Annotated in this window: 22 protein-coding genes and 1 pseudogene; 7 read left to right on the forward strand and 16 right to left on the reverse strand. The window is 72.6% G+C overall.

Annotated features, from left to right (window positions below; translation table 11 throughout):
- Positions 1-16 precede the first annotated feature (16 nt).
- Positions 17-1,393, reverse strand: a complete 1,377-nt coding sequence (locus ONA70_RS08285; RefSeq protein ID WP_265005749.1) for a serine hydrolase domain-containing protein — start codon at positions 1,391-1,393, stop codon at positions 17-19.
- A 20-nt stretch (positions 1,394-1,413) separates the two neighbouring features.
- Complete coding sequence (locus ONA70_RS08290) at positions 1,414-1,764, reverse strand: histidine triad nucleotide-binding protein (protein WP_265005750.1); 351 nt, start codon at positions 1,762-1,764, stop codon at positions 1,414-1,416.
- A gap of 94 nt (positions 1,765-1,858) precedes the next feature.
- Between ONA70_RS08290 and ONA70_RS08295 the strand changes: the two genes are divergently transcribed.
- Positions 1,859-2,620, forward strand: a complete 762-nt coding sequence (locus ONA70_RS08295) for an SDR family NAD(P)-dependent oxidoreductase (protein WP_265005751.1) — start codon at positions 1,859-1,861, stop codon at positions 2,618-2,620.
- A 97-nt stretch (positions 2,621-2,717) separates the two neighbouring features.
- On the opposite strand, the gene ONA70_RS08300 is transcribed toward ONA70_RS08295, so the two are convergent.
- From ONA70_RS08300 to hrcA, 3 genes are all read right to left on the reverse strand, one after another.
- Positions 2,718-3,452 carry a 16S rRNA (uracil(1498)-N(3))-methyltransferase gene (locus ONA70_RS08300; protein WP_265005752.1) on the reverse strand — a complete coding sequence of 245 codons (735 nt, stop codon included), beginning with the start codon at positions 3,450-3,452 and terminating at the stop codon, positions 2,718-2,720.
- 1 nt (position 3,453) lies between these two features.
- A complete protein-coding gene (gene dnaJ, locus ONA70_RS08305; RefSeq protein ID WP_265005753.1) occupies positions 3,454-4,596 on the reverse strand; it encodes a molecular chaperone DnaJ in 1,143 nt (380 codons plus the stop codon).
- A gap of 73 nt (positions 4,597-4,669) precedes the next feature.
- Positions 4,670-5,692, reverse strand: coding sequence for a heat-inducible transcriptional repressor HrcA (gene hrcA, locus ONA70_RS08310; protein ID WP_265005754.1), 1,023 nt, complete (start codon positions 5,690-5,692; stop codon positions 4,670-4,672).
- Between the two features lie 189 nt (positions 5,693-5,881).
- On the opposite strand from hrcA, the gene ONA70_RS08315 reads away from it, so the two are divergent.
- A complete protein-coding gene (locus tag ONA70_RS08315; protein ID WP_265005755.1) occupies positions 5,882-6,523 on the forward strand; it encodes a DUF4870 domain-containing protein in 642 nt (213 codons plus the stop codon).
- Positions 6,524-6,561: 38 nt separating this feature from the next.
- Here ONA70_RS08315 and hemW read toward each other — a convergent pair whose 3' ends face one another.
- Positions 6,562-7,785, reverse strand: a complete 1,224-nt coding sequence (gene hemW, locus ONA70_RS08320) for a radical SAM family heme chaperone HemW (RefSeq protein WP_265005772.1) — start codon at positions 7,783-7,785, stop codon at positions 6,562-6,564.
- A gap of 19 nt (positions 7,786-7,804) precedes the next feature.
- Between hemW and ONA70_RS08325 the strand changes: the two genes are divergently transcribed.
- Entirely contained in the window at positions 7,805-8,614 is an 810-nt protein-coding gene (locus tag ONA70_RS08325; RefSeq protein ID WP_265005756.1) for an enoyl-CoA hydratase-related protein, read from the forward strand.
- Between the two features lie 125 nt (positions 8,615-8,739).
- Positions 8,740-9,597 carry a hypothetical protein gene (locus tag ONA70_RS08330; RefSeq protein WP_454557353.1) on the forward strand — a complete coding sequence of 286 codons (858 nt, stop codon included), beginning with the start codon at positions 8,740-8,742 and terminating at the stop codon, positions 9,595-9,597.
- A gap of 39 nt (positions 9,598-9,636) precedes the next feature.
- On the opposite strand, the gene ONA70_RS08335 is transcribed toward ONA70_RS08330, so the two are convergent.
- The 7 genes from ONA70_RS08335 to ONA70_RS08365 form a co-directional block, all read right to left on the reverse strand.
- Positions 9,637-10,281, reverse strand: coding sequence for an MOSC domain-containing protein (locus ONA70_RS08335; RefSeq protein ID WP_406601168.1), 645 nt, complete (start codon positions 10,279-10,281; stop codon positions 9,637-9,639).
- Positions 10,282-10,326: 45 nt separating this feature from the next.
- Positions 10,327-11,157 carry a carbohydrate ABC transporter permease gene (locus ONA70_RS08340; protein ID WP_265005758.1) on the reverse strand — a complete coding sequence of 277 codons (831 nt, stop codon included), beginning with the start codon at positions 11,155-11,157 and terminating at the stop codon, positions 10,327-10,329.
- Positions 11,154-12,140 carry a carbohydrate ABC transporter permease gene (locus tag ONA70_RS08345; protein ID WP_265005759.1) on the reverse strand — a complete coding sequence of 329 codons (987 nt, stop codon included), beginning with the start codon at positions 12,138-12,140 and terminating at the stop codon, positions 11,154-11,156. Before ONA70_RS08345 ends, ONA70_RS08340 begins: the two co-directional genes overlap by 4 nt.
- Positions 12,137-13,429: a sugar ABC transporter substrate-binding protein gene (locus ONA70_RS08350; RefSeq protein WP_265005760.1), complete on the reverse strand. Its 1,293-nt coding sequence runs from the start codon at positions 13,427-13,429 to the stop codon at positions 12,137-12,139. The genes ONA70_RS08345 and ONA70_RS08350 overlap by 4 nt, the downstream gene beginning before the upstream one ends.
- 227 nt (positions 13,430-13,656) lie before the next feature.
- A complete protein-coding gene (locus ONA70_RS08355; protein WP_265005761.1) occupies positions 13,657-13,938 on the reverse strand; it encodes a GlsB/YeaQ/YmgE family stress response membrane protein in 282 nt (93 codons plus the stop codon).
- A gap of 292 nt (positions 13,939-14,230) precedes the next feature.
- Positions 14,231-16,108, reverse strand: a complete 1,878-nt coding sequence (gene lepA, locus ONA70_RS08360) for a translation elongation factor 4 (RefSeq protein WP_265005762.1) — start codon at positions 16,106-16,108, stop codon at positions 14,231-14,233.
- Between the two features lie 93 nt (positions 16,109-16,201).
- Positions 16,202-16,738 carry a DUF4240 domain-containing protein gene (locus ONA70_RS08365; RefSeq protein WP_265005763.1) on the reverse strand — a complete coding sequence of 179 codons (537 nt, stop codon included), beginning with the start codon at positions 16,736-16,738 and terminating at the stop codon, positions 16,202-16,204.
- Between the two features lie 145 nt (positions 16,739-16,883).
- Between ONA70_RS08365 and ONA70_RS08370 the strand changes: the two genes are divergently transcribed.
- From ONA70_RS08370 to rpsT, 3 genes are all read left to right on the forward strand, one after another.
- Entirely contained in the window at positions 16,884-19,394 is a 2,511-nt protein-coding gene (locus ONA70_RS08370; RefSeq protein WP_265005764.1) for a low temperature requirement protein A, read from the forward strand.
- A 21-nt stretch (positions 19,395-19,415) separates the two neighbouring features.
- Complete coding sequence (locus tag ONA70_RS08375; protein ID WP_406601169.1) at positions 19,416-20,450, forward strand: phosphotransferase family protein; 1,035 nt, start codon at positions 19,416-19,418, stop codon at positions 20,448-20,450.
- Between the two features lie 195 nt (positions 20,451-20,645).
- Positions 20,646-20,912 carry a 30S ribosomal protein S20 gene (rpsT, locus tag ONA70_RS08380; RefSeq protein WP_265005765.1) on the forward strand — a complete coding sequence of 89 codons (267 nt, stop codon included), beginning with the start codon at positions 20,646-20,648 and terminating at the stop codon, positions 20,910-20,912.
- Positions 20,913-21,115: 203 nt separating this feature from the next.
- On the opposite strand, the gene ONA70_RS08385 is transcribed toward rpsT, so the two are convergent.
- From ONA70_RS08385 to ONA70_RS08395, 3 genes and pseudogenes are all read right to left on the reverse strand, one after another.
- Complete coding sequence (locus ONA70_RS08385) at positions 21,116-21,589, reverse strand: hypothetical protein (RefSeq protein WP_265005766.1); 474 nt, start codon at positions 21,587-21,589, stop codon at positions 21,116-21,118.
- Positions 21,586-22,566: a DNA polymerase III subunit delta gene (holA, locus tag ONA70_RS08390; RefSeq protein WP_265005767.1), complete on the reverse strand. Its 981-nt coding sequence runs from the start codon at positions 22,564-22,566 to the stop codon at positions 21,586-21,588. The genes ONA70_RS08385 and holA overlap by 4 nt, the downstream gene beginning before the upstream one ends.
- Positions 22,567-22,708: 142 nt before the next feature.
- Positions 22,709-24,404 (reverse strand): annotated as a pseudogene (locus ONA70_RS08395) (ComEC/Rec2 family competence protein); the annotation flags it as partial.

Consider the following 24,404-nt stretch of genomic DNA (forward strand, 5'->3'; position numbering starts at 1 on the left):
TTCCCGTGGTCGAAGGTCAACTGCCGGTCCGGAAGTCGTACCCCTCGAAGGTCTCCTGACGGCGGCTGAAGCGGTAGGTGGCCCAGTGCATCCGGACCACCTCGCCGCGCTCGTCGCGGGTCAGCCGGAGCAGCTCGCCCACCTCCCGGCCGGACACGGTACGGAACACGTCCGGCCGGTCCGGCAGCGGCGTGAACACCGCCGGCGGCTTACCGGCCGGGTCGTCGGCGCCCCGGGCCCGCAGCGTCCCGTCGTGCCAGGAGAAGACGTACTCGAAGCCTTCGCCCCACCAGCGGCCCAGCACGCCGCGCAGGTGCTCCGGAGCCGGCGGGCCGGGACGCCACGGCTCGATCTCGGCCGGGTCGTGCTCGGCCGCGGCGTCGAGCAGCCGGTGCGTCAGCTCGAACACCTCCGTGCCGGTGCCCGAGGAGCCGAGCACCGCGCACCCCATCGCACCCGCCGTGCCGTCACCGCCACGCCGGCCATAGACGGCGGCCAGGAAACCGGGCATGGCCCCGTCGTGCCCCACGTGCACCACCCGTCCCGGCTGTGGCATCAGGATCAGCCCGAGCCCGAAGCCGGCGGCCCAGAGCGTCTCGTCGGTGGTGGTGAGCGGCCAGCGCATCTCGTCCAGGGTGGCCGGGGCGAGCACCGCGCCGGCCGGGTCGAGCGCGGCCGGGTCGGCCAGGAAGGCCGCCCAGCGGGCCATGTCCGTCGCGGTGCTCCAGAGCTGCGCGGCCGGGGCCACCGCGCCGAAGTCGGTCGGCGGCTCCGGGTGCGCCTCGTCGGAGTACGCGTCGACCAGGAACCCGGTCGCCGCCCGCTGCCCGGGCGTCGGGCCGGTGGCGGTCAGCCCGAGCGGGGCGAGCACCCGGTCGGCCAGCACCTCCGCCCACGTGCCGCCGCGCAGCCGGGCGACCAGCTCGCCGAGCAGTGCCATGCCGAGGTTGGAGTAGTGGAAGCGCCGGCCGGTCGGCAGCACCCGCTCCACCCGGGTCAGGTCGGCGAGCAACTGCGCGACGTCGGGCGCGCGCAGGCTGTCCCAGACGTCGCCGTGCGGCTCGCGTTGCAGGCCCGCGGTGTGCGACAGCAGCCGGCGTACGGTCAGCTCGCCGTGCGCCGGCAGGTCCAGGTGCCGGCCGATCGGGTCGTCCAGGTCGAGCAGCCCGTCGTCCCGGCACTGCATGACCAGCACCGAGGTGAAGGTCTTGGTGACCGAGCCGATCCGGAACACCGTGTCCGGGTCGAGCGGGGTGTCGTTGCCGGTCCCGCCGGCCACGCAGGTCCAGAGCGGCCGGTCGGCCCGGTGCAGGGCCACCGAGACCGCCGGGATCCGGCCCTGGGACTGCGCCTGCCGCACCAGCCGGCCGAGCCGGTCATGCACCGTGATCATGAGGGCAGTCTAGGACGGGCTCAGCGGCACAGCATCGGGCCGAGCGGAGCGCCGCCGAGCAGGTGCGCGTGCGCGTGGAAGACCTCCTGGCCGCCGTACGGTCCGGTGTTGAACATCAGCCGGAAGCCGTCGCCGGTCAGCCCCTCCTCCTCGGCCACGACGGCGGCGGTGGCGAGCACCTCACCGGCCAGCCCCGGATCGGCCTCGGCGAGGGTGACCACGTCCGCGTAGTGCTCCTTCGGGATCACCAGCACGTGGACGGGCGCCTTGGGGTCGATGTCCCGGAAGGCGAGGGTGGCGGCGGTCTCCCGCACGATGGTGGCCGGGATCTCACCCGCGACGATCCGGCAGAACAGGCAGTCGGTTCCCATTCGGGCAGTGTAAGGAAGGGCCCCCTGTTAACGCGTTTTGCATAGGAAGGGCCCCTTGTTAACCGGCGCGTCCCGGTGCGGCACGATGGCGCGCATGACGGAACGGGCGGTACTGGTGACGGGGGCCTCGCGTGGCATCGGGCGCGCGGTGGCGCGGGCGTTCGCGGCGGGCGGGGACCGGGTGGCGATCCACCACCGGGACTCGGCGGAGCTGGCCGAGGCGCTCCGCGCGGAGCTGCCCGGCGAGGGGCACGTGGTGGTCCGCGCCGACCTGGCCGACCCGGACGCGGTCCGGGCCATGGTCGACGCGGCCGCCGACCGGCTCGGCGGCCTGGACGTGCTGGTCAACAACGCCGGCGTGTACGGGCCCCGGGACCTTCCGCACCCGGTCTTCGGCAACACCTACGAGCAGTGGCGTGAGCAGTGGCGGCTGGTGCTGGAGACCAACCTGACCGGTGCCGCCAACGTCACCTGGTGTGCCGCCCAGCACATGCGCGGGCGGGGTGGGCGGATCGTCAACGTGTCGTCCCGGGGCGCGTTCCGGGGCGAGCCGGAGCAGCCCGCGTACGGGGCGAGCAAGGCGGGGCTGAACGCGCTCGGGCAGTCCCTGGCGCTCGCCCTGGCGCCGTACGGCATCGCGGTGGCGACCGTCGCGCCGGGCTTCGTCGAGACGGACATGACCACCACCCACCTCAGCGGCGAGCGGGGCGCGGCGATCCGCGCCCAGTCCCCGTTCAACCGGGTGGCCCGGCCGGAGGAGATCGCCGCCGCCGTGCACTGGCTGGCCAGCCCCGAGGCCGAGTGGGCCTCCGGCACCATCGTCGACCTCAACGGCGCCTCCTACCTGCGCAGCTGACCCCGCAGCCCGGCCTCGGCGATCTTGCCCTTCCGGTTACCGGAACGAGGGCATCCGGCCCTTGTGCCGGCACCACAACCGCACGATCGGCGGCGGGTTACCAGCGAGCGAGGCGGGTGGCGAGGACAGTGAGGGCGGCGACGCCGGCCGTGGAGGTGCGCAGGACGGACGGGCCGAGGCGGACGGTACCGGCACCGGCCTGCTCGAACGCGGCCAGCTCGGGCGGGGCGATGCCGCCCTCGGGCCCCACCACCAGCACGATCTCGCCGGTCTCCGGCAGCTCGGCGGTGGTGAGCCGCTCCGCTGCCTCCTCGTGCAGCACGAACGCGGCGGCCGCCCCGGCGATCCGGCGCGCCACCGTGGTGGTGGACTCGTCGGGCGTACCGGCCACCACCGGCAGCCAGGCCCGGCGGGCCTGCTTGGCCGCCTCGCGGGCGGTGGCCGCCCACTTCTCCCGGGCCCGTACGCCCCGCTCGCCGCGCCACTGAGCCACCGAGCGGGACGCCGACCAGGGGACGATCTCGTCCACCCCGACCTCGGTCATCGCCTGCACGGCCAGCTCGCCCCGGTCACCCTTGGCGATGCCCTGCACCACCACCAGCCGGGGCACGGACGCGTCGACGTACCCCCGGGAGATGACCCGCAGGTCGAGGGTGCCCTTGCCGACGGCGGTGACCGCGGCGGCGGCCGTGCCGCCCCGACCGTCGGCGAGCAGCAGTTCCTCGCCGACGCGCAGCCGCTGCACGGTGGCCGCGTGGCGCCCCTCCGGGCCGTCCAGCGTCAGCGTGTCGCCGGTGGGCAGCGCGTCGACCAGGAACAGCGGCGCCGACACCTCAGGCGTGCCCGTTGAAGGCGTCGCGCATCCGGGAGAAGAAGCCGCCCTGCTTGGTCAGCTCGGCGACCTCCTCCCCCCGGGTCTTGGCGAACTCGCGCAGCATCCGCTCCTGGTCGGGGTCGAGCTTGGTCGGCGTCCGCACGTCCAGGTGGACGTAGAGGTCGCCCCGGCCGGTGCCGCGCAGGTGCGGTACGCCCCGGGCCCGCAGCCGCAGCGTGCTGCCGGGCTGGGTGCCCGGCTTGACGTCGACCGTCTCCTCGCTGTCCAGCGTCTTGATGGTCAACCGGGTGCCCAGCGCGGCGGCGGTCATCGGCACGGTCACCCGGCAGTGCAGGTCGTCGCCCTTGCGGGAGTAGACGTCGTGCGGCCGCTCGTGGATCTCCACGTAGAGGTCGCCGGCGGTACCGCCACCCGGGCCCACCTCGCCCTGCTGGGCCAGCCGGATCCGCATGCCGTCCTCGACGCCGGCCGGGATCTTGACGGTGAGCGAACGGCGGGTGCGCACCCGGCCGTCGCCGGCGCAGGTCGGGCAGGGGTGCGGGATGGTGGTGCCGTAGCCCTGGCAGACCGTGCACGGCCGGGCGGAGACCACCTGGCCGAGGAAGGTCCGCTGCACCGACTGCACCTCGCCCCGGCCGCCGCACGCCTCGCAGGTGGCCAGGTGGGTGCCGGCCGCGGTGCCCGCGCCGGAACAGGTGGTGCAGAGCACCGCCGTGTCCACGGTGATCGGTGCCTCGACGCCGAACGCGGTCTCGTTGAGGTCCAGTTCCAGCCGCAGGATCGCGTCCGCGCCCGGCCGGGTACGCGGGCGCGGTCCGCGCGAGCCGCCGGCCGCCCCGCCGAAGAACGCGTCCATGATGTCCTGGAAGCCGACGAACGGGCCGGCACCACCCGGGCCGCCCGCACCGGCGCCCCCGCCGCCCGGGGCGAGCGGGTCCCCGCCCAGGTCGACGATCTGCCGCTTCCGGTCGTCCGAGAGGACCTCGTACGCGGCGTTGATGTCCTTGAACTTCTCCTGTGCCTCCGGGTCCGGATTCACGTCCGGGTGGAACTGCCGCGCCAGCTTGCGGTAGGCACGCTTGATCTCGTCGTCGGAGGCGTCCCGGCTCACGCCGAGAATGCCGTAGTAGTCCCTGGCCACTGCGTTCGGTGTCCTCGTGTTTCGTCTCGCGTTGCGCCGCGTCGGCCGCCGGCCGGCCGTCGGCCCTGACTGGTCAGTTCTGGGCCAGCAGTTCGCCCACGTAGCGTGCCACGGCCCGCACCATGGCGATATTGCCGGGGTAGTCCATCCGGGTCGGCCCGAGCACCCCGAGCCCACCCACGATGGTGCTGCCCGGGCCGTACCCGGTGCTCACCACCGAGGCGGCGCGCAGGTTGTCGATCTCGTTCTCGTCGCCGATGAGCACCCGGGTGGTGCTCGGCTCCGCCTCCCCGATCAGCTTGAGCAGCACGACCTGCTCCTCGAGCGCCTCGAGGATCGGGCGCAGCGAGCCCTGGAAGTCGAGCAGGCCGCCCCGGGTCAGGTTGGCTGTGCCGGCCAGCGCGATCCGCTCCTCGTGCCGCTCGACCAGCGTCTCCAGCAGCACGCTGGAGAGCGTGGCCATGGCCGGGCGCAGCTGCGGCGTGGACTCGTCGACCAGCGCCTGGACCAGTGGCGGGGTGTCCGACAGCCGGGTGCCGACCAGTTTCTCGTTGACCAGTTGGCGCAGGTCGGTGACGTCCTCGACGGAGATCGGCCCGGGCATCTCCACCAGTCGCTGCTCGACCCGCCCGGTGTCGGCGATCATGACCAGCATCAGCCGGGTGGTGGAGATCGGCACCAGCTCCAGGTGGCGCACCTTGGAGCGGGCCAGGCTCGGGTACTGCACGACGGCGACCTGGCGGGTGAGCTGGGCCAGCAGCCGGACCGTGCGGTGCACCACGTCGTCCAGGTCGACCGCGCCGACCAGGAAGCGCTCGATCGCCCGGCGCTCGGCGGGGCTGAGCGGCTTGACCCGGGAGAGCCGGTCGACGAAGAGCCGGTAGCCGCGGTCGGTGGGCACCCGGCCGGCGCTGGTGTGCGGCTGGCGGATGTAGCCCTCCTCCTCCAGCACCGCCATGTCGTTGCGCACGGTCGCCGGGGAGACACCCAGCTGGTGGCGCTCGACCAACGCCTTGCTGCCCACCGGCTCCTGCGTGGCGACGTAGTCCTCGACGATCGCGCGCAGCACGGCGAGCTTGCGGTCGTCGAGACCCATCTCCCACCTCCTGACCCGACTGGCACTCGACTGTAGCGAGTGCCAGTCTACGTCGGCGCACCCGCCGACGCGATGATCAGCGACGGACCTCCGGTGCGCCCCGGCACAGTCCGCCAGAGCCGATCAGCCGGACATCGGAGGCGGTGTCGCTCTGGTGCGCCCTTGCTGGCGGGACCTACCGTGACGTTCATGACTGAACCTCCTCGCCCTCCCGGAGCGGGGGACCCCGGCGCCCAGCCGCCGGAGGAGACCCCGCCGTCGGCCCCACCCGGCTCGTCGTCGGCGAACGAGCCCCCCACCGCACCACTGTCCGGGGCTCCGGGCGGGGGCGGCTATCCCCCGCCCGGTGACTATCCGCCGCCCTCCGGCGGCCAGCCGCCGTCAGGTGGATATCCACCCCCTGGTGGCTACCCTCCGCCGGGCGGCCAGCCCCCGCCGGGTGTCGGGTACCCGACCGGCGGGGCGTACGGCCCGCCCGCCGGCTTCGCCAACAACGACGACAAGACCTGGGCCCTGGTCGCCCACTTCGGCGGCGCGGCCGGGATGTTGATCGGTGGCGGCGTGCTGGGCTGGGTCGCCCCGCTCGTCGCCCTGCTCGCCCGCGGCAACCAGTCGCCGACCGTCCGGGCGCACGCAATCGCCGCGCTGAACTTCCAGCTCATCTGGTCGATCATCGCGCTGGTCGGCTGGATCCTCGCCTGCATCCTGATCGGCATCGCGATCGGCTTCGGCGCGATGATCGTCGGCATCGTCTTCGGCGTGCTCGCCGGGGTGAAGGCCAACGAGGGGCAGCTCTACCGCTACCCGATGTCGGCCAGCCTGATCAAGTGACCTCGACCCGGCCGGCTCGCGGGCCGGCCGGGTCACGATCAGGGCAGCAGGTCGCGGACCACCGCGTCGGCCAGCAGCCGGCCGCGCAGGGTGAGCACCGCCCGGCCGGCCGCGTACCCGTCGGCGTCCAGCAGGCCGTCGGCCCGGGCGCGGTCCGCCGCCCCCCGCCCCGCCTCGTCGAGCACGTCCAGGGGCAGGCCGGAGGCGAGCCGCAGCCGCAGCATCACGTCCTCCATGTGCGCCTCGTCGGGGGTGAGCACCTCCCGAGCCAGGCCGGGTGACTCCCCCGCCGCGAGGCGCTGCGCGTAGGCGGCGGGGTGCTTGACGTTCCACCAGCGCACCCCGCCGACGTGGCTGTGCGCCCCGGGACCGAGCCCCCACCAGTCGGCGCCGGTCCAGTAGAGCAGGTTGTGCCGGCACCGGGCCGCCTCGGAGCGCGCCCAGTTGGAGACCTCGTACCAGGAGAAGCCGGCCGCGTCGAGGGCGGCCTCCGCGGCCAGGTAGCGGTCCGCCGCCACGTCGTCAGAGGGGTACGGCAGCTCGCCGCGACGCATCCGGGCGGCCAGCCGGGTGCCGTCCTCCACGATCAGGGCGTACGCGCTGACGTGGTCCACGCCCGCCGCGACGACCTGGTCCAGCGAGGCGGCGAAATCCTCCGCGCTCTCCCCCGGCGTGCCGTAGATCAGGTCCAGGTTCACGTGGTCGAAGCCGGCGTCCCGCGCCTCCAGGGCGGCGGCGGTGGCCCGGCCGGCGCTGTGCTGCCGGTCCAGGATCGCCAGCACACCGGGCGCGGCGGACTGCATACCCAGCGAGATCCGGGTGTAGCCGGCCGCCCGCAGCGTCTTCAGCGACTCCGGGGTGACCGACTCCGGGTTGGCCTCGGTGGTCACCTCGACATCGGCGGCCAGCCCCCAGGTGCGGTCGATGCGGTCCAGGATCCGGGCCAGGTCGTCGGCGGGGAGCAGGGTGGGCGTGCCGCCGCCCACGAAGACCGTGTCCACCCGCGGCGGCGGAGTGTCCCCCAGCACCCGGCCGGCCAGGGCCAGTTCGGCCAGCACGGTGTCGGCGTACGTCTCCCGGCTGGCCCCGCCGCCCAGCTCCGCGGCGGTGTAGGTGTTGAAGTCGCAGTAGCCGCAGCGGCTGGCGCAGAACGGCACGTGCACGTACACGCCGAAGCCGCGGGCACCGACGGCGCGGCGAGCGGCAGCGGGCAGCGATCCGTCGCGCGGGACGGATTCGCCTTCTGGAAGAGCGCCGGGCATGGCCACTAGTGTGCCCCGCATGACCTCTCCGGACGCTCTCGTGCGGGTCGCCACGGCCCGTGGGGTGACCACCCTCACCCTGGACAGCCCGCACAACCGCAACGCGCTCTCCACCCCGCTGATGACCGAGCTGCTGGCCGGGCTCGCCGCGGCGGTCGCCGACGACGCGGTCCGGGCGATCGTGCTGGACCACACCGGGCCGGTCTTCTGCTCCGGGGCGGACCTGAAGGAGACGGCTGCCGCGTACGCCAGCGGGACCGTGCCCGCCGGGATGCTCGGCGACGTGCTGGTCGCGGTCCGGGAGTGCCCGAAGCCGGTGCTGGCGAAGGTGGCCGGGCCGGCGCGGGCCGGTGGGCTGGGCCTGATCGCGGCGGCCGACCTGGCGGTCTGCGCGGAGGAGGCGACGTTCGCCTTCACCGAGGTCCGGATCGGGGTGATCCCGGCGGTGATCTCGGCGACCGTGCTGCCCCGGCTGCAGCCGCGGGCCGCCGCCGAGCTGTACCTGACCGGCGACCCGTTCGACGGCCGGCGGGCCGCCGAGATCGGCCTGGTCACCGCGGCGGTGCCGGCGGACGGGCTGGACGCCGCGGTGGCCTCCTACTGCGCCTCCCTGGTGAAGGGCGCGCCGAAGGCCCTCGCCGGGACCAAGGAGCTGCTGCGCCGGCCGGCCGCCACCGACCTGCGGGCGGAGATCGCCGACCTGGCCACCCGCTCCACCGGGTACTTCCTCTCGGAGGAGGGCCGGGAGGGCGTGCTCGCCTTCCGGGAGAAGCGACCGGCCCGATGGGTGCCGGCGCCTGACGGGGGCCCGGAAGAGGGCGCAAGCTAGGACTGGAAGCGGGCGGGCTTCCGTGGCGTGGCCGGGCGGTGACGGAGCGGGAGGCAACCGGTCGGCCGACCCGATCCGCCCGTCCGGGCACGTAGTCTTGCGCACTGTCGGGACAGGAGGTGCGGGTGCGAACTCGGGTGGCGATCATGGCGGCCGGCGTGGCGGTGTGCCTGCTGGCCCTGCTCGGTGTCTGGTTCGTCGCCAAGCAGTTCGGGCACCAGCTCCGCATCCCGATGGCCAGCCGCACCTGCACGGTGCAGGCCGAGGGACGCGTCGTGCTCGGCGCCGACCAGATGGCCAACGCGGCCACCATCGCGGCCATCGGCGTGCAGCGGCAGATGCCGGAGCGGGCGGTGGTCGTGGCGCTGGCGACCGCGTACCAGGAGTCGCACCTGCGCAACATCGCGCACGGCGACCGCGACTCGCTGGGGCTGTTCCAGCAGCGCCCGAGCCAGGGGTGGGGCACCCCGGAGCAGATCCGCGACCCGCGCTACGCGGCGAACAAGTTCTACGCCGCGCTGAAGAAGGTCCGGGGCTGGGAGAAGATGCGGGTCACCGAGGCGGCCCAGCGGGTCCAGCGCTCGGCCTACCCCGAGGCGTACCAGAAGTGGGCGGACGAGTCGGAGGTGCTCACCCGCGCGCTGGTCGGGGACGCGAGCGGCGCGGTGGCCTGCACGGTCGGGCCGACGCCGACGATGCGCGGCCCGGCCGCCGCGACCGCGCTGGTGCAGAACCTGGCCCTGGACTGGGGCCTGCCCGGCCTCACCGCGCCGGCCGACCTGACCGACTTCACGGTCCCCGCGCCGGACAGCCGCGACGGCTGGCGGTACGCCCACTGGCTGGTCTCGCACGCCGACGACCACGGGGTGAAGCGGGTCCGCTTCGGCGGCCTGGAGTGGACCGCCGAGCACGGCACCTGGGACAAGGTGCGCAATGGCGACACGCCGACCCAGGTGCTGGCCGAGGTCTTCGCCGCGACGTGACCGGGCCGGCCCCGGGCCGAGGTCCGGGGCGGGGGCGGCTCAGGCGGGGGCGAGGCCGAGGCGGCGGCGCACCTTCTGCTGGATCGGCCCGGGCAGCTCCGGCACGTCGAGCAGTGCGGGCAGCAGCTCGGGCTCCAGCGTGGTGGCCCGGAACACCTGACCGATGGTGACCCCGTGCGCCGGCCGGTCCACCACCTCGACCGGGTCGCCCGCGCCGACCTCGCCCTCCCGCAGCACCCGCAGGTACGCCCCGGGCGCGGCCCGGACGGTGAACCGCTTGATCAGGTCGGGCATGCCCCAGAACCCGGCGAAGGTCTTGCACGGGATGCGTGGCTTGGTCACCTCCAGCAGAGCCGTGCCGACCGCCCAGCGCTCGCCGATCACCGCCCCGGTGACGTCCACCGCGTACGTGGTCAGGTTCTCGCCGAAGGCGCCCGGCCCGATCGATCGGCCCAGCTCGGCCGCCCACCAGCCGGCGTCCTCCTCGGCGTACGCGTAGACGGCCTGGTCGGGGCCGCCGTGGTGGGCCCGCTCGCCGATGAAGTCGCCGACCAGGCCGGCGAGCCGGATCGGCACCCGGCCCTCGACCGGCCGCTTGTCGATCCCGCTGCGGCCGCTCGGGTCGCCCGCCCATTCCGCCTCGGTCACCCCGCCGAGGTTCACCGCCACCAGCCTGCCCGTCACGGCGGTCAGCCTAGTCGCCGACGATCACCCGGCCGGTGGCCCGGCTCAGCCCTTGACCGCCCCGGCGACCAGACCGGAGACCATCCGGCGCTGGACCAGCAGGAAGAACACGATCACCGGCAGGGTGAACAGGGTCGAGGCGGCCATCACCGAACCCCAGGCGGTGTCGTCCCGCCCGAAGAAGAAGGTCATCGCCACCGGCAGGGTGTACTTGTGCTGATCGTTGACGAAGGTCAACGCGAAGATCAGCTCGTTCCAGGCGGTGATGAAGGAGAAGATGCTGGTCGCCACCAGACCGGGGGCGACCAGCGGGAAGAGGATCCGGCGGAAGGTCTGGGCCCGGCTGGCGCCGTCGATGGCCGCCGCCTCCTCCAGTTCCTTCGGCACCGCGGCCACGAAGCCGCGCAGCATCCAGACCGCGAACGGCAGCGAGAAGCCCAGGTACGTCAGGATCAGGCTGGGCAGGGTGTTGTAGAGCCCGAGCCGCTGGATCATCAGGAAGAGCGGGATGACCAGCGCCTCCAGCGGGATCATCTGCACCACGAGCAGCAGGATCAGGAAGGTGGTGCGCAGCCGGAACCGGAACCGCGCGACTGCGGTCGCGGCGAGCAGCGCGACCAGCCCGCTGAGCAGCACGGTCGCCACCGCGACCAGCGCGCTGTTGAGGAAGAAGTCGGTGAACGTCACGCCCGGGATGAGGTTCCCGGTGAGGATCTCCCGGTAGTGCTCCAGGGTCGGCTTGGCCGGCACCGGGCGCGGGGTGGCCGAGAAGATCTCCCGGTTCGGCTTCAGCGAGGTGGCGACCATCCAGTAGACCGGGAAGGCCGCGAAGAGCGCGACCAGCAGGCCGGCGGCGTTGAGGGCGATCTTCTTCACGACTCGTCCTCCTGCCGGAGCACCATCCGGACGTACAGGGCGGTCACGGCGAGCAGGATCAGGGTGAGGATGACCGCGATCGCCGACCCGAGGCCGTACTTGGGCGGCGGCGAGAACGCCTCCGCGTACGAGTAGATCGACAGCATGAAGGTCGGCCGGTCCTGGGTGCCACCGGCCAGCACGAACTGCTGGGTGAAGACCTTGAAGTCCCAGATGGTGGAGAGGACCACGAGGATGCCGAAGACCGGGCGCAGCACCGGGAAGGTGACCGACCAGAACACCCGCCACGGGCCGGCCCCGTCCACCCGGGCGGCCTCCTGGAGCTCGCTCGGCACGCTCTTCAGCCCGGCCAGCACGCTCACCGCGATGAACGGGAACGAGTGCCAGACCACCACCAGGGTCAGGATCGCGAAGAACAGCAGCGGGTCGTTGAACCAGCCGTAGCCGGTCCAGTCACTGCGCCCGAACAGCGCCGTGGAGAACCCGTCCGGGAGCGCGTTGAACAGCCAGGTGACCAGACCGCTGGTGTCGTCGAAGATCCACTTCCAGACGATGGTGCCGGTCAGCGCCGGGGTGGCCCAGGCCAGCATCACGCAGCTGGCCACGAAGGTGGCCATCTTCCGCCCCAGCCGGTTGAGCAGCAGCCCGACCAGGGTGCCGAGGATCATGGTGAGCACCACGTTGGCCACGGCGAAGAGCACGGTGTTGCGCAGCACCGTACGGAAGAACGGGTCGCCGAGGATCTGCGCGTAGTTGGCCAGGCCGACCCACGGCCACTCGCGGTCCCCCCGTAGCTGCCGGACGCTGTTCAGCTTGTAGAAGGACATCATCACGACCTGGCCGAGCGGCCAGAGCAGCAGCACCGCGATGACCGCGAGGCAGGGCAGGAGCAGCAGGTACGGGAGGTGGTCCACGCGACGGCGCCGCCGCGCGGGGATCTCCCGCGCGGCGGCCTCGCCGGTGGCCTGGGTCAGCGTGCTCACTTGCTGTTCAAAATGCCTTCCATCTCGGTGGCGGCGTCGGCGGTGGCCTTCTCGACCGTCTTCTGGCCCTTCATGACCGAGCTGTTCATCGCCTGGGTGACCGTCTTGGTCCGGCTGACCTCGACCCACTTCGGGGTGAGCGGGGTCAGCTTGGTGTTCTGCATGGCGGTGGCGAACGCGGCCATCACCTTGTCGTTGGCGTAGTTGCCGCCGCCGACCAGGTCCTGGTAGACCGGGAAGAAGCCGAGGCTGCTGGCGAACTCCTGGTCCTTCTGCTTGCTCAGCAGCACGGTCAGGTAGTCCCAGGCCAGGTCCTGCTTCTTGCTGTCCTTCCAGAGGGCGATGTCGGAACCGCCGGCGAAGGCCGGGGCCGGCTTGCCGTCCGGGCCGGGGATGGGGAACGTGCCCCACACCTTCTCGATGTCCGGGTTGTCCTTCTTCATCGCGCCGCCCTGCCAGCTACCGGCGAACGCCATCGCGGCGTTGCCGGTAGCGAACTGGGTCCGGGCGTCGACCTCGTTCCAGCCGGCGGCGGCCGGCGGGGCGACCTTGTGGACGGTCACCAGGTCGGTCCAGAACTTGACCGCCTTCTGCGCCTCGGGGGTGTTGTAGCCGGACTTCCAGGTGTCGCCCTGCTTGGTGGCGATCTCCGCGCCGGCGGCCCAGAGGAAGGAGTAGAACGGCAGCTCCGAGTTGCCGGGCAGGGCGATGCCGTACTTGCCCGGCTTCTTGGCCTGAACGGCCTTCGCGACGGTGACCAGCTCGTCCCAGGTCGTCGGCGGCTTCACACCGGCCTCGGCGAACCAGTCCGTGCGGTAGTAGACCGCCCGCACGCCGGCGTACCACGGGACGCCGTACTGCTTGCCGTCGAGCTGGGCGTTCTTGACCAGGTCGGGGAGGATGTCCTTGCCCTCGGACCAGCCGCCGAACTTGTCCGTGACGTCGGCGAGGGCCTCCTGCGCCGCCCAGCCCTGGGTCTCGGTGTTGCCCAGCTCGGTGACGTCGGGGCCCTCCCCACCGGCGAGCGCGGCCTGGAACTTCTTCGGCGCCTCGAGCCAGGGGATGTACTGCACCACCACGTCGGTGTCCGGGTGCTTCTTCTTGAACTCCGCCTCGACGCTGTCGAGGAACTTGTTCTGGGCGTCGCCGCCCTCACCCATCATCCAGACCGTCAGCTTGCTGTTGTCCGCGGCCTTGTCGTCGTCGCCGGAGCCACCGCACCCGGCCAGCACCATCGCGGCCGAGGCCACGATGGCGGTGACCGGAGCCAGCCGCTTCCACCTGTTCACGCCATATCTCCCTCGTGCCGGTTGGCAGTAACCTTCTCCGCCGCACCTTAGTAGGAAAATTTCCTTTACAACAGGGGGTACGCGCGGCGTGGGGCGAGGCGACCGTATCGCAGCCCGAGGGCCGGGCGGCAGGGGTGATATCCGGGCAGTTCACGACAGGTGGCGCAGCAGCCGGCGGGCGCCCGACCATGAGGTCGGGCGCCCGCGAGCGTATCGAAATTGTTGCGTCAGTAGCGCGAGACGCTGCGCCGGCGGCCGACGCCGGACACCAGGGCCACGGCGATGGCTGCCAGCACGACCTGCACCAGCAGCTCCATCCAGTCGATACCCGCGGTCTCGGTCGCGATGCCCAGGGCCCGGGCCAGCACGGTGCCGAGCAGCGCGGCACCCACGCCGATCAGCATGTGCAGCCAGATCGGCATGTTCTGGCGGCCCGGAACGACCAGGCGGCCCAGAGCGCCGACGATCAGACCAACGATGATCGCGGTGATGATGCCCGTCACGGTCATGGTCGTCCTCCTCCTCAAAGACGTGTCACACGGGGGTCGTGTGTTCGCTGTCGCGACCGCTAAATTCCCTACCGGCGGAAACGCCAAACCGACTTCGCCCACCAATCCCGGCGAACGGGCCGCCAGCAGCGCTTTCACTCCGAAAGCCCGCACCCGGCCGGCCGCTTCTCGCATCGAAAGCAGTCATCCCGGGACGACGTCACAACAAGCCAGCGGACGCCCGACCGGTGGTCGAGCGCCCGCTGGTAGTTGATCGCCTCGGGTTACGGCATGTCGAGTGGATCGGGTGGGCCTACTTCTTGCCGGGAGCCTTGCCGTCCCCGGATTCGGAGGAGAGCGCCGCGATGAAGGCCTCCTGCGGGACCTCCACCCGGCCCACCATCTTCATCCGCTTCTTGCCCTCCTTCTGCTTCTCCAGCAGCTTGCGCTTCCGGCTGATGTCACCGCCGTAGCACTTGGCGAGCACGTCCTTACGGATGGCGCGGATGGTCTCCCGGGCGATCACCCGGCTGCCGATGGCCGCCTGGATCGGCACCTCGAACTGCTGACGCGGAATCAGGGTGCGCAGCTTCGCGGCGATCGTGGTGCCGTAGTTGTACGCCTTGTCCTTGTGCACGATGGCGCTGAACGCGTCCACCGGCTCACCGTGCAGCAGGATGTCCACCTTGACCAGGTCGGACACCTGCTCGCCGGAGGGCTCGTAGTCCAGTGAGGCGTACCCCTTGGTGCGGCTCTTCAACTGGTCGAAGAAGTCGAAGATGATCTCCGCGAGGGGAAGGCTGTAGCGCAGTTCCACCCGGTCGGCGGAGAGGTAGTCCATGCCGAGCAGGCTGCCCCGGCGGCCCTGGCACAGCTCCATCACCGCACCGACGTAGTCGTTCGGGGTGAGCACGGTGGCCCGCACCGTCGGCTCGTACACCTCGGCGATCTTGCCGGTCGGGTACTCGCTCGGGTTGGTGACCACGATCTCCTGGCCGTCCTCGGTGATCGCCCGGTAGACCACGTTCGGTGCGGTGGAGATCAGGTCGAGGTTGAACTCCCGCTCCAGCCGCTCCCGGATGATCTCCAGGTGCAGCAGGCCGAGGAAGCCGCAGCGGAAGCCGAAGCCGAGCGCCCCCGAGGTCTCCGGCTCGTAGACCAGCGCGGCGTCGTTCAGCTTGAGCTTGTCCAGCGCCTCGCGGAGGTTCGGGTAGTCGGACCCGTCGATCGGATAGAGGCCGGAGTAGACCATCGGCTTCGGGTCCTTGTAGCCGCCGAGCGCCTCGCTGGCCGGCCGGGAGTTGATGGTGACCGTGTCGCCGACCCGGGACTGGCGTACGTCCTTCACGCCGGTGATCAGGTAACCCACCTCACCGACGCCGAGCGCGTCGGCCTTCACCATCTCGGGCGAGATGACACCGATCTCCAGCAGCTCGTGCACGGCGCCGGTGGACATCATCTTGATCCGGTCCCGGGCCTCGATCTTGCCGTCGATCACCCGGACGTAGGTGACCACGCCGCGGTAGACGTCGTACACGGAGTCGAAGATCATCGCGCGGGCCGGGGCGTCGGCCTCGCCGACCGGCGGCACGAACTGCCGGACGATCTCGTCCAGCAGGTGCGGCACACCCTCGCCGGTCTTGCCGGAGACCTTGATGCAGTCCGCCGGGTCGCCGCCGATCAGGTGGGCCAGTTCCTCGGCGTACTTCTCCGGCTGGGCGGCCGGCAGATCGATCTTGTTGAGCACCGGGATGATGCGCAGGTCGTTCTCGAGCGCCAGATAGAGGTTGGCCAGAGTCTGCGCCTCGATGCCCTGCGCGGCGTCGACCAGCAGGATCGCACCCTCACAGGCGGCGAGCGACCGGGACACCTCGTAGGTGAAGTCGACGTGCCCCGGGGTGTCGATCATGTTCAGCACGGCGGACTCGCCGGCCCGGCCGCCCTCCCGGATGGTCCACGGCATGCGGACGGCCTGGCTCTTGATGGTGATGCCGCGCTCGCGCTCGATGTCCATCCGGTCGAGGTACTGGGCGCGCATCTGCCGGGGGTCGACCACGCCGGTGAGCTGCAACATCCGGTCGGCCAGGGTCGACTTCCCGTGGTCGATGTGGGCGATGATGCAGAAGTTCCTGATGCGCGCCGGGTCGGTGGCACCAGGAGCGTTCGCGCCGGGATCGAGCGTCGGTGGCACAGCGGTCCGTTCTGGTCGGCTGACGTGAGCGGGCCGGCGTGCCGCCGGCCCCCTCTATGCTCCCACGCCGCGCGGGAAGCCGGTCCTCCCCCGTCACTCCTGCGGCGGCTCGGCGAAGAGGGCGGCGAGCCGGGGCAGCCGCCGCCGTGCCTCCTCCTCGTCGTCGAAGTCCCAGAAGTCGTTCAGGTCGGGCACCGGGACCGGGTCCCGCTCCGCCGGCAGGTCGGTCGCGGTGGCCTTCCGGTACGCCTCCCAGGGCACCGCCAGCATGTCCTCGCACTCGAACTCCTCGCCGCTGAGCGCGGCGGCCCGGACCTGGGGCAGCTCGGCGAGCGAGTCGGGGTCGCCCACCGCGCGCGCGAACACCGCCCGGCCCTGGGTCATCAACCAGCCGCGGAAGTACTCGAAGCCGTCGTCCGAGGCACCACCGTTGATCAGGTACGCCGCCCCCCAGAGGTCGACCCGGTAGGAGGCCGAGAGCACCCGCCGCTGGTGCTGGGCGTACCCGACGATCTCCGCCGGGTCCCGCTCGGCGAGCAGGGCGACCGCGCGGGCGGCGACCGCCTCAGGCTCTCCCCCGGCGCCGGCGCGGGCCCGGTCGATCAGCTGCCAGAACTCGTCGGTCCTCATGGCTCGCCAGTCTGGCAGAGCGGACCGACGGGGACCGGCTACCGGCCCGCGCGGCGGTGGCGTGGCTGCCGGACGTCCCGACCACCCCGGGCAGGCTTCCCGAACCCGCCGGCCAGGCCGCCAACCGGTTGACAGAGTGGATGACGTGATCAGGAGCGGTGGGCGACCGGATCCGGGGCGGCATCCCGCACCGTTCTCCGGGCAGGTCGAGCTCGCCGCTGAGGGCGTCGGGGTGACCCGGTTGGAGCTCTTCCTCGACCTGGTCTTCGTGTACGCGTTCTTCGCCACGACGAACCTCATGGAGGATCGGTTCGGACCCGAGGGGCTCCTCGAAGGTGTGCTCGTGGTCCTGCTGCTCGTCCGGTGCTGGGTCGGATACCTGCTACTCGGCAACATGGTGCGGCTGGACCGGGGGATCATGCCGCCGGTCGTCTTCGGGGTCGCCGTGGTCGTGCTGCTGCTCGGGATCGCCGCGCCGGTGACGTTCATCGACCGGCCTGGAGGGCTGTTCGGGCCGCTCATCTTCGTGGTCGCCTTCGTGCTGGCCCGGCTCGGCGCGATACTGATCCTGATCTACGCCACCCGGGACACCCCGCGGGCGCCTGGACCAGCCGCACGCGCACTGCTGCCGTTGTGCGGCAGCGGTTTCCTTCTGCTCTGCGGCGCGGTGCTGCCCCATCACCTGCCCGCGAGCGTGAACGGGGGCATCGTCCGGATAGCGCTGTTCCTCTGCGCCGCGGTCGTCGACTTCTCCGCCCGGCGTGGGCTCACCACCGCCAACTGGCAGATCGTGTCCGTGGCGCACTGGACCGAGCGGCACCGGCTGCTCGTGCTCATCGCCCTCGGCGAGACGATCATCTCCATCGGCACCAGTCGCGGCCTGGCGGGCGGGCCGCCGATCACCTGGGCGGTGGTCGTCGGCTCGGTGCTGGGCCTCCTCATCGTGGCAGTGCTGTGGTGGCGCTACTTCGACATCGCCGGGCTCGCCGCCGCGCAGGCGTTGGAGCGGCACCCGGCAGCGACCCGGACCCGATTCGGCCGCGACGCGTACGGGCGCTGGCATCTGCCGCTGATCCTCGGGCTCGTCCTGCTCGCGCTCGGACTCAAGCGCGCGTTGAGTTCGGTCGAGCCCGCCACCGCCCATCGGTGGGACACCCTGAGCGTCCTCGTTCTCTACGGCGGCGTCCTGCTCTATCTGCTCGGCCTCGTGGCCCTCGAGCGCCACACCATCCGCCTGCTGGGCCGCAGCCCGCTGCTGACGATCGTCCTGGTCATCGCCCTGGTGCCGGTCGCCGTCCAACTGCCGGTGGTGTCTGCAGTGGGACTGCTCGCCGCCGTCCTCACCAGCATGGTGCTGGCCGATCTGACCGTGTTCCGTCGGCGTCACCGCGCCTTGCACGAGCTGGTCGCGCCGGCGGCGGCCCGGGCTGCCGCCACCGGGGTCGCGCCGAAGGAGCTCTTCCTCGACCTGGTCTTCGTCTACGCGTTCATTCAGGTCAGCGTCCTGATCGCTCGGCAACCGTCCGCGGCCGGGATCGCCCAGGGCCTGGCGGTGCTCATCCTGTTGTGGGTCGCCTGGCGCGAACACGCACTGCTCGGCAACTGGCTGCGCAGCGAGTCCGTCACCGCCCGGTTGAGCGTCCTGCTGATCGTGGCACTGGCCCTGCTGATCGGTATCGCCACGCCGCAGGCGTTCGAGTATGTGCCGGGTGGCCTGCCCGGTCCCTTGATCGTTGTCACCTGTTACGTCCCGCTGCGCGTGCTGCAGGTGGTCGCGTACCGGCGGATCGTCCGCAGGCAAGCCGCACCACGCGCACAGGCGCTACGGGCCAGCATCCCGGCCGCAACGGCCCTGGTGCTGCTGCTCGGTGCCGCGCTGATCACCCCGCGACCACACGGCCACGCCGAACTCGCCCCGCTCGTGGCGATCCTCTGGCTCGCCGCCATCGCCCTCGAACTCGCCGGCGGCTACCTTGCCGACTGCCGGCTCTGGCAAGTGAGCTCGGCGAAACACTGGACCGAACGCTACCTGCTGATCATCCTCATCGCACTGGGCGAAGTGATCATCTCGGCCGGCGTCGGCGTGTACCACCGCCCGATTTCCTGGCCGGTCATCGGCGCCCTGGCGGTCAGCATGATCCTGCTGGCCAGCCTGTGGTGGGCGTACTTCCACATCGACGCCGTCGCCGGATACCGGGCCGTGCAAGCCGCGACCGGCGACCAGCGCGCGGCGCTGGCCCGCGACGCCTACGCCTACCTGCACCTGCCCATGATCGCCGGCCTGATGTTGCTCGCCTTCGGCCTGCACAAGCACCTCGAACTGGTCGCCCACCCGTCAGGACCAGCGGACACACCGGTCGGGCACGCAACCCTCTTCGCCGGGGTCATCGTCTACCTCGTGGCCAACCAGGCCTTCTGGTGGCGCATCCGGCGCGAGATCCGCTGGGTTCGGATCGTCGGGATCCTGCTCACAGCGGCGCTCGTGCCGATCACCAGCCCACTGCCTCCGCCCTGGGAGTTGGCCATGCTGGCCGTGACCAGCGCCACCGTCACCCTGATCGACTCCCGCCGCAACGCGGACCTGCGGCGACAACTGCACGAACCGGCGCCGTCGACCATCCTGGCCAACCGGGGGCCCGTCGGGCCTCTCCCGTGACCCCCGCAATCCCGTAGGTCAATGGCCGCTGACCGGTTCGGGGAGAACCGACAGGGCACCATGGGACGGGTGCGCCCGATCTCGCTGCCCCCGGTGCCGTACGACGCGACGGCCGTACGACCCGACTGGGCCGCGCTGCCCGGCGGGCTGCGCGACGCGATCGCCGGTCGGCTCGGCGGTCCCCCGGCGGCGGTCCGGGTGGCGGGCGCCGGCTTCACCCGGGGCTTCGCCGCGGTGCTGACCGGTCCCGACGGCGATCAAATCTTCATGAAGGCGGCGGCGCTGGACGGGCAGCGGCACCTGGCCGACTGGTATTTCCACGAGGCGCTGATCCTGGCCCGGCTCCCCGCCGCCCTGCCGGTTCCCCGCCCGCGCTGGGCGCTCACCGAGGCCGGCTGGTACGCGCTGGCCCTGACCGCCATCGACGGGCGGACCCCCCGGCTGCCCTGGGATCAGGCCGAGCTGGACGCCGCCCTCGCCGGCTACGCCGAGGTGGCGGCCGCGCTCGCCGACCCGCCCGTGGAGCTGGTCGCGCTCGGGCTGCCCCGCCTCGCCGACCTGGCCCGCGACGACATCCTTCGCTGGGGCGAGGTGGCCGCCGGCCGCGAGCCGACGCCCGAGCTGCCGGCCTGGGCCCCGCTGCCCGAACTGGCCGCACTGGAGTCCCGCCTGCCCGGGTACGCGGCCACCGGCGGGCTGGCCCACGGCGACCTGCGGGTGGACAACCTGCTGCTGGACGCCGACGGCCGGGCCTGGTTCTGCGACTGGACCTGGCTCTGCCACGGGCCGGCCTGGTTCGACCTGGTCACCCTGCTGCTCACCGGGTACGCCAGCGGCCTGGACGTGGACGCGGCCTTCGCCGATCACCCGGCGGCGGCCGACGCCCCGGACGACGCTCTGGACGTGACGCTCGCCGCACTCGCCGGCTACTTCCTGACCAGCGCGGCGGCCGGACCGTCGACGGCGTCCCCGCACCTGCGGGTGCACCAGCGGTGGAGCGGCGAGCAGGCGCTCGGCTGGCTGGCCGCCCGGCAGGGCTGGGCACCGTCCGCTTGATCCACCCGAGGTTCCGCACGTCGCGGTATCGGCCGGCCAGGAATACCGCGACATTCCGCACGTGGAGTGGAGCCCCAACGGAGCCGTTTTGGCTCGTCCCGGCCGACCTGGTAACCTGGCTTTTCGCGCGGCGATGACGCATGCTCGTCGTGCACGTAAGCAGACCAACCCGAGCTATCAAGACGAGGCTGTCGCGTGGCGAACATCAAGTCCCAGATCAAGCGCAACCGGCAGAACGAGAAGCGCCGGCTGCGTAACAAGTCGGTCAAGTCGTCGCTGAAGACCGCCGTCCGGAAGTTCCACGAGGCTGCCGAGGCCGGCGACACCGAGAAGGCCACCGCCCTCATGCGGGACGCCGCCCGCAAGCTGGACAAGGCTGCCAGCAAGGGCGTCATCCACGCCAACCAGGCGGCCAACCGGAAGTCGGCGATCGCCAAGCGCGTCGCCTCGTTCTCGGCCTGACGAGCGCCCTCAGACCTACCGGAAGCCCCGGGGCGATGCCCCCGGGGCTTCCGCCTGTCTGCGTTCCGGGCCCGCCCTGCCCGCCGCCCCGGCACCCGCGCAGCTTTCGAAAAAGTGCTGCCTCAACGGGGCGGGAGGCAACAGTTTCGGGAAGTTGTGCGGGCCCTGAGCGTGGGCACCCAGCAGCGATGGAGCGGGGTCGGTCAGCGGAAGGGGCCGGGGCGGGGTCGGGTCGGGCGACGCTCCCCGTGGTCGGGGTGGCGCGGCGGGTCGCCGGGGCGGGCCGCGTCCGGCACCGGGCCCTGGGCGAGCACTCCGCCGGGCAGGGCCTGGGCCGTCGAGGGCACCCGGGCCCGCCCGACAGCCGGCTCCATCTGCCGACGGAAGCGGTCCCGTTCCTGTTCGGGCACCTGCGCCGCAGTGCGGATCACCATCTCGGCGACCACGTCGTTGAGCTTGACCATCGCCGCCACGACTGCCGGCAGGACCAGTACCGCCCACCAGCTGACCAGCTCGGCGAGGGCGAGCAGCACGGCGAGCGCCACCGACCCCTCGAAGAAGAGGAAGCAGAGCACCCCGCCCGGGTTGACGAAGCGCAAGCCCAGCACCCGGGCGTAGAGCGGCCGGTACCGCTCGTCATCCGTCGGCACGGTCGCCCAGGACTGGGATCGGGTCACCGGGTGCCGCCCTGCCGGGCCGCCGCGACGGAGAACACCGCCCGCTCCAGCGCGTACGCCCGGTCGTCGGCTCCGCCCTTGACCGCCGCGTTGCACTCGGCGGCCGCCCGCATCGCCTCGACCAGGCCCTCCGGCGTCCAGCCGCGCCCCTGCCGCTGCGCCCGCTCGATCTTCCACGCCGGCATGCCCAGACTGCTGGCGAGCTGGTACGGGCTGCCCCGCCCGGCGGAGGCGACCCGAGCCACCGTACGGACCCCGTCGGCGAGCGCGTCGGCGATCGGCACCGGGTCGACGCCGACGTGCAGCGCCCAGCGCAGCGCCTCCAGGGCGCCGGGAACGTCACCGACCATCGTCGCGTCGGCGACCGTGAAGCCGGTCACCTCGACCCGCCCCTTGTAGTAGCGGGCCACCGTGTCCGCCCCGATCCTCCCGTCGGTGTCCGCGACGAGCTGCGAGCAGGCGGCGGCCAGCTCCCGCAGGTCGGTGCCGACGGCGGCGATGAGCGCCTCGGCCGCGTCCTCGGTACACCTGCCCCCGTTTCGGCGGATCTCGTCCCGGACGAAGGCCACCCGCTCCCGATGCCCCTTGAGCTTGGCCGCCGGCACGACGGTCGCGCCCGCCGCACGCAGCCCGTCGGCGAACGCCTTCCCCTTCGCCGCGCCCAGGTGCAGCACCACGAGCTGCACCTCCGGGTCCGGGTTCTTCGCGTAGTCCAGCAGCGCGGCGGCCAGGTCCTTGCGGGCGTCCTGGCCGGACCGGAGCACGAGCACCCGCCGGCCGCCGAAGAGCGACGGGCTGAGCATCTCGGCGATCTCGCCCACCGTCAGGGAGCCGGCCTGGTACTCCCGGACGTCCACGTCGGGGTCGACGTCGCGGGCCCGGGCGACGGCTTCGGTGACCGCTCGCGTGGCGAGCAGCTCCTCGTCGCCGAGAACGAGCAGAATAGGGGGCAGGCTGGCGGGGGTCACGTCGCCCATACTCGCACGCGCTCCGACCGGATCGTGCCTGGTCATCGAGGACTGTGACGGCGCAGCCCGCAGTCAGCGCGAATCCAGACATTCGATTCGATCCACCTGTTATCCCCGCGAATCTGTCGGCCTTCGGTGCGGCCGCCCGGCGTCCCGGTCCGAGGCCCCGGGCCACCACCGCCAGCCCCTGCCCGGCGCGTACTGCGGCCACGTCGCCCGACGTGTCGGTCCGCAGCACCCGGGCGCCGCCCCGGCGCAGCCGGTCCAGCAGACCCTCGTTCGGATGCCCGTAGTCGTTGCCCACCCCCACCGACACCAGCGCGACGGCGGGCCGGACCGTGGCGAGGAACTCGGGATCCTGATACGCCGACCCGTGGTGGGCGACCTTGAGCACGTCGGCCCGGAGACGGTCGGGCGGCCCCGCCTCCAGCAGCGCCCGCTGCTCCTCGGTCTCGGCATCGCCGGCCAGCAGGATCCGTACCCCGGCCACGGTCGCCGTCAGCACCAGGGAGTTGTTGTTCGGGTCCGACCGGCTGCCCCGCAGCGGGTACGGCGGCCCGAGGGCGGCCAGGTCCGCTCCCCCGGCCCGCCAGCGCCAGCCCACCGGCACGGTACGCAGCGCGGCGCCGCCACCGCGCGCGGCCTGCCGTACCTGGGCGACGCCGAAGGGTGGCTCGGCCCACTCCGGGGTCACCACCTCCACCACCCGCCGGCCCCGGAACACCCCGGCGATCCCGCCCACATGGTCGGCGTGGAAGTGGCTGACCACCAGCAACGGCACCTCCCGTACGCCGAGCCGGCGCAGGCACCCGTCCACGCCGGACGGTTCCGGGCCGGCATCGACCACCACCGCCCTACCGGCGGCCACCGGCAGCACGACGGCGTCCCCCTGCCCCACCGCGCAGGCCACCACCACCCAGCCCGGCGGGGGCCAGCCGGGGGCCAGCAGCCGCACGGGCAGTGTGCCGAGCACCACCGCGACCACGCCGACCGCGACCAGCCGGCGCAGCAGCGGCCGCCGGATGGCCAACAGCAACGCCACGGACAGTGCCGCGAGCAGCAGGGCTCCGCTCACCCCACCCGGCCAGGGCAGCGCCCCGGCGGGCAGTCGCGCGCCCTGCCCGGCCACCAGCACCAGCCACCGGGCCGGCCAGCTCGCCAGCCAGGCGGCGAACTCGGCACCCGCCGGCCAGACTGGCGACACCACGGCCGCGGCCACCCCGAGCACGGTGGCGGGTGCGACGGCCGGCACGGCCAGCAGGTTCGCCGGCACCGCGACCAGGCTCACCGTCCCCGAGAGACCGGCGATCACCGGACCGCAGGCGAGTTGCGCGGCGGCCGGCACGGCCAGGGCCTCGGCCAGCCCCGGCGGTACGCCCCGACGGCGCAGCGCGTCCCGCCACCCGGGGGCGAGCAGCAACAGCCCGCCGGTGGCGCACACCGACAGCGTGAACCCGGCGTCGCCGGCCAGTTCGGGGTCGACCAGCACCAGCACGGTGACGGCGGCGGCGAGGGCGGGCAGCGCGGCCCGGGACCGGCCGGCGGCGAGCGCGGCCAGCCCGATCGCGCCCATCGCCGCGGCACGGACCACGCTCGGAGACGGGCGGACCAGGATGACGAACCCGACCAGGGCCAGCACGCAGAGCCCGGCGGCCGTCCGGGGACCGGCCCGGGCCCAGCGGGCCAGCAGCAGCACCGCCCCGACGACGATGGCGACGTTCGAGCCGGACACCGCGTTCAGGTGTGTCATGCCGGTGGTCCGAAAGTCCTCCTCGACGGTCGGTGGCAGCCGGCTGGTGTCCCCGACGACCAGCCCGGGCAGCAGGCCGCCAGGCTCGTCGGGGAGC

The sequence above is a fragment of the Micromonospora yasonensis genome, assembly GCF_026013475.1.
Taxonomy (GTDB): domain Bacteria; phylum Actinomycetota; class Actinomycetes; order Mycobacteriales; family Micromonosporaceae; genus Micromonospora; species Micromonospora yasonensis.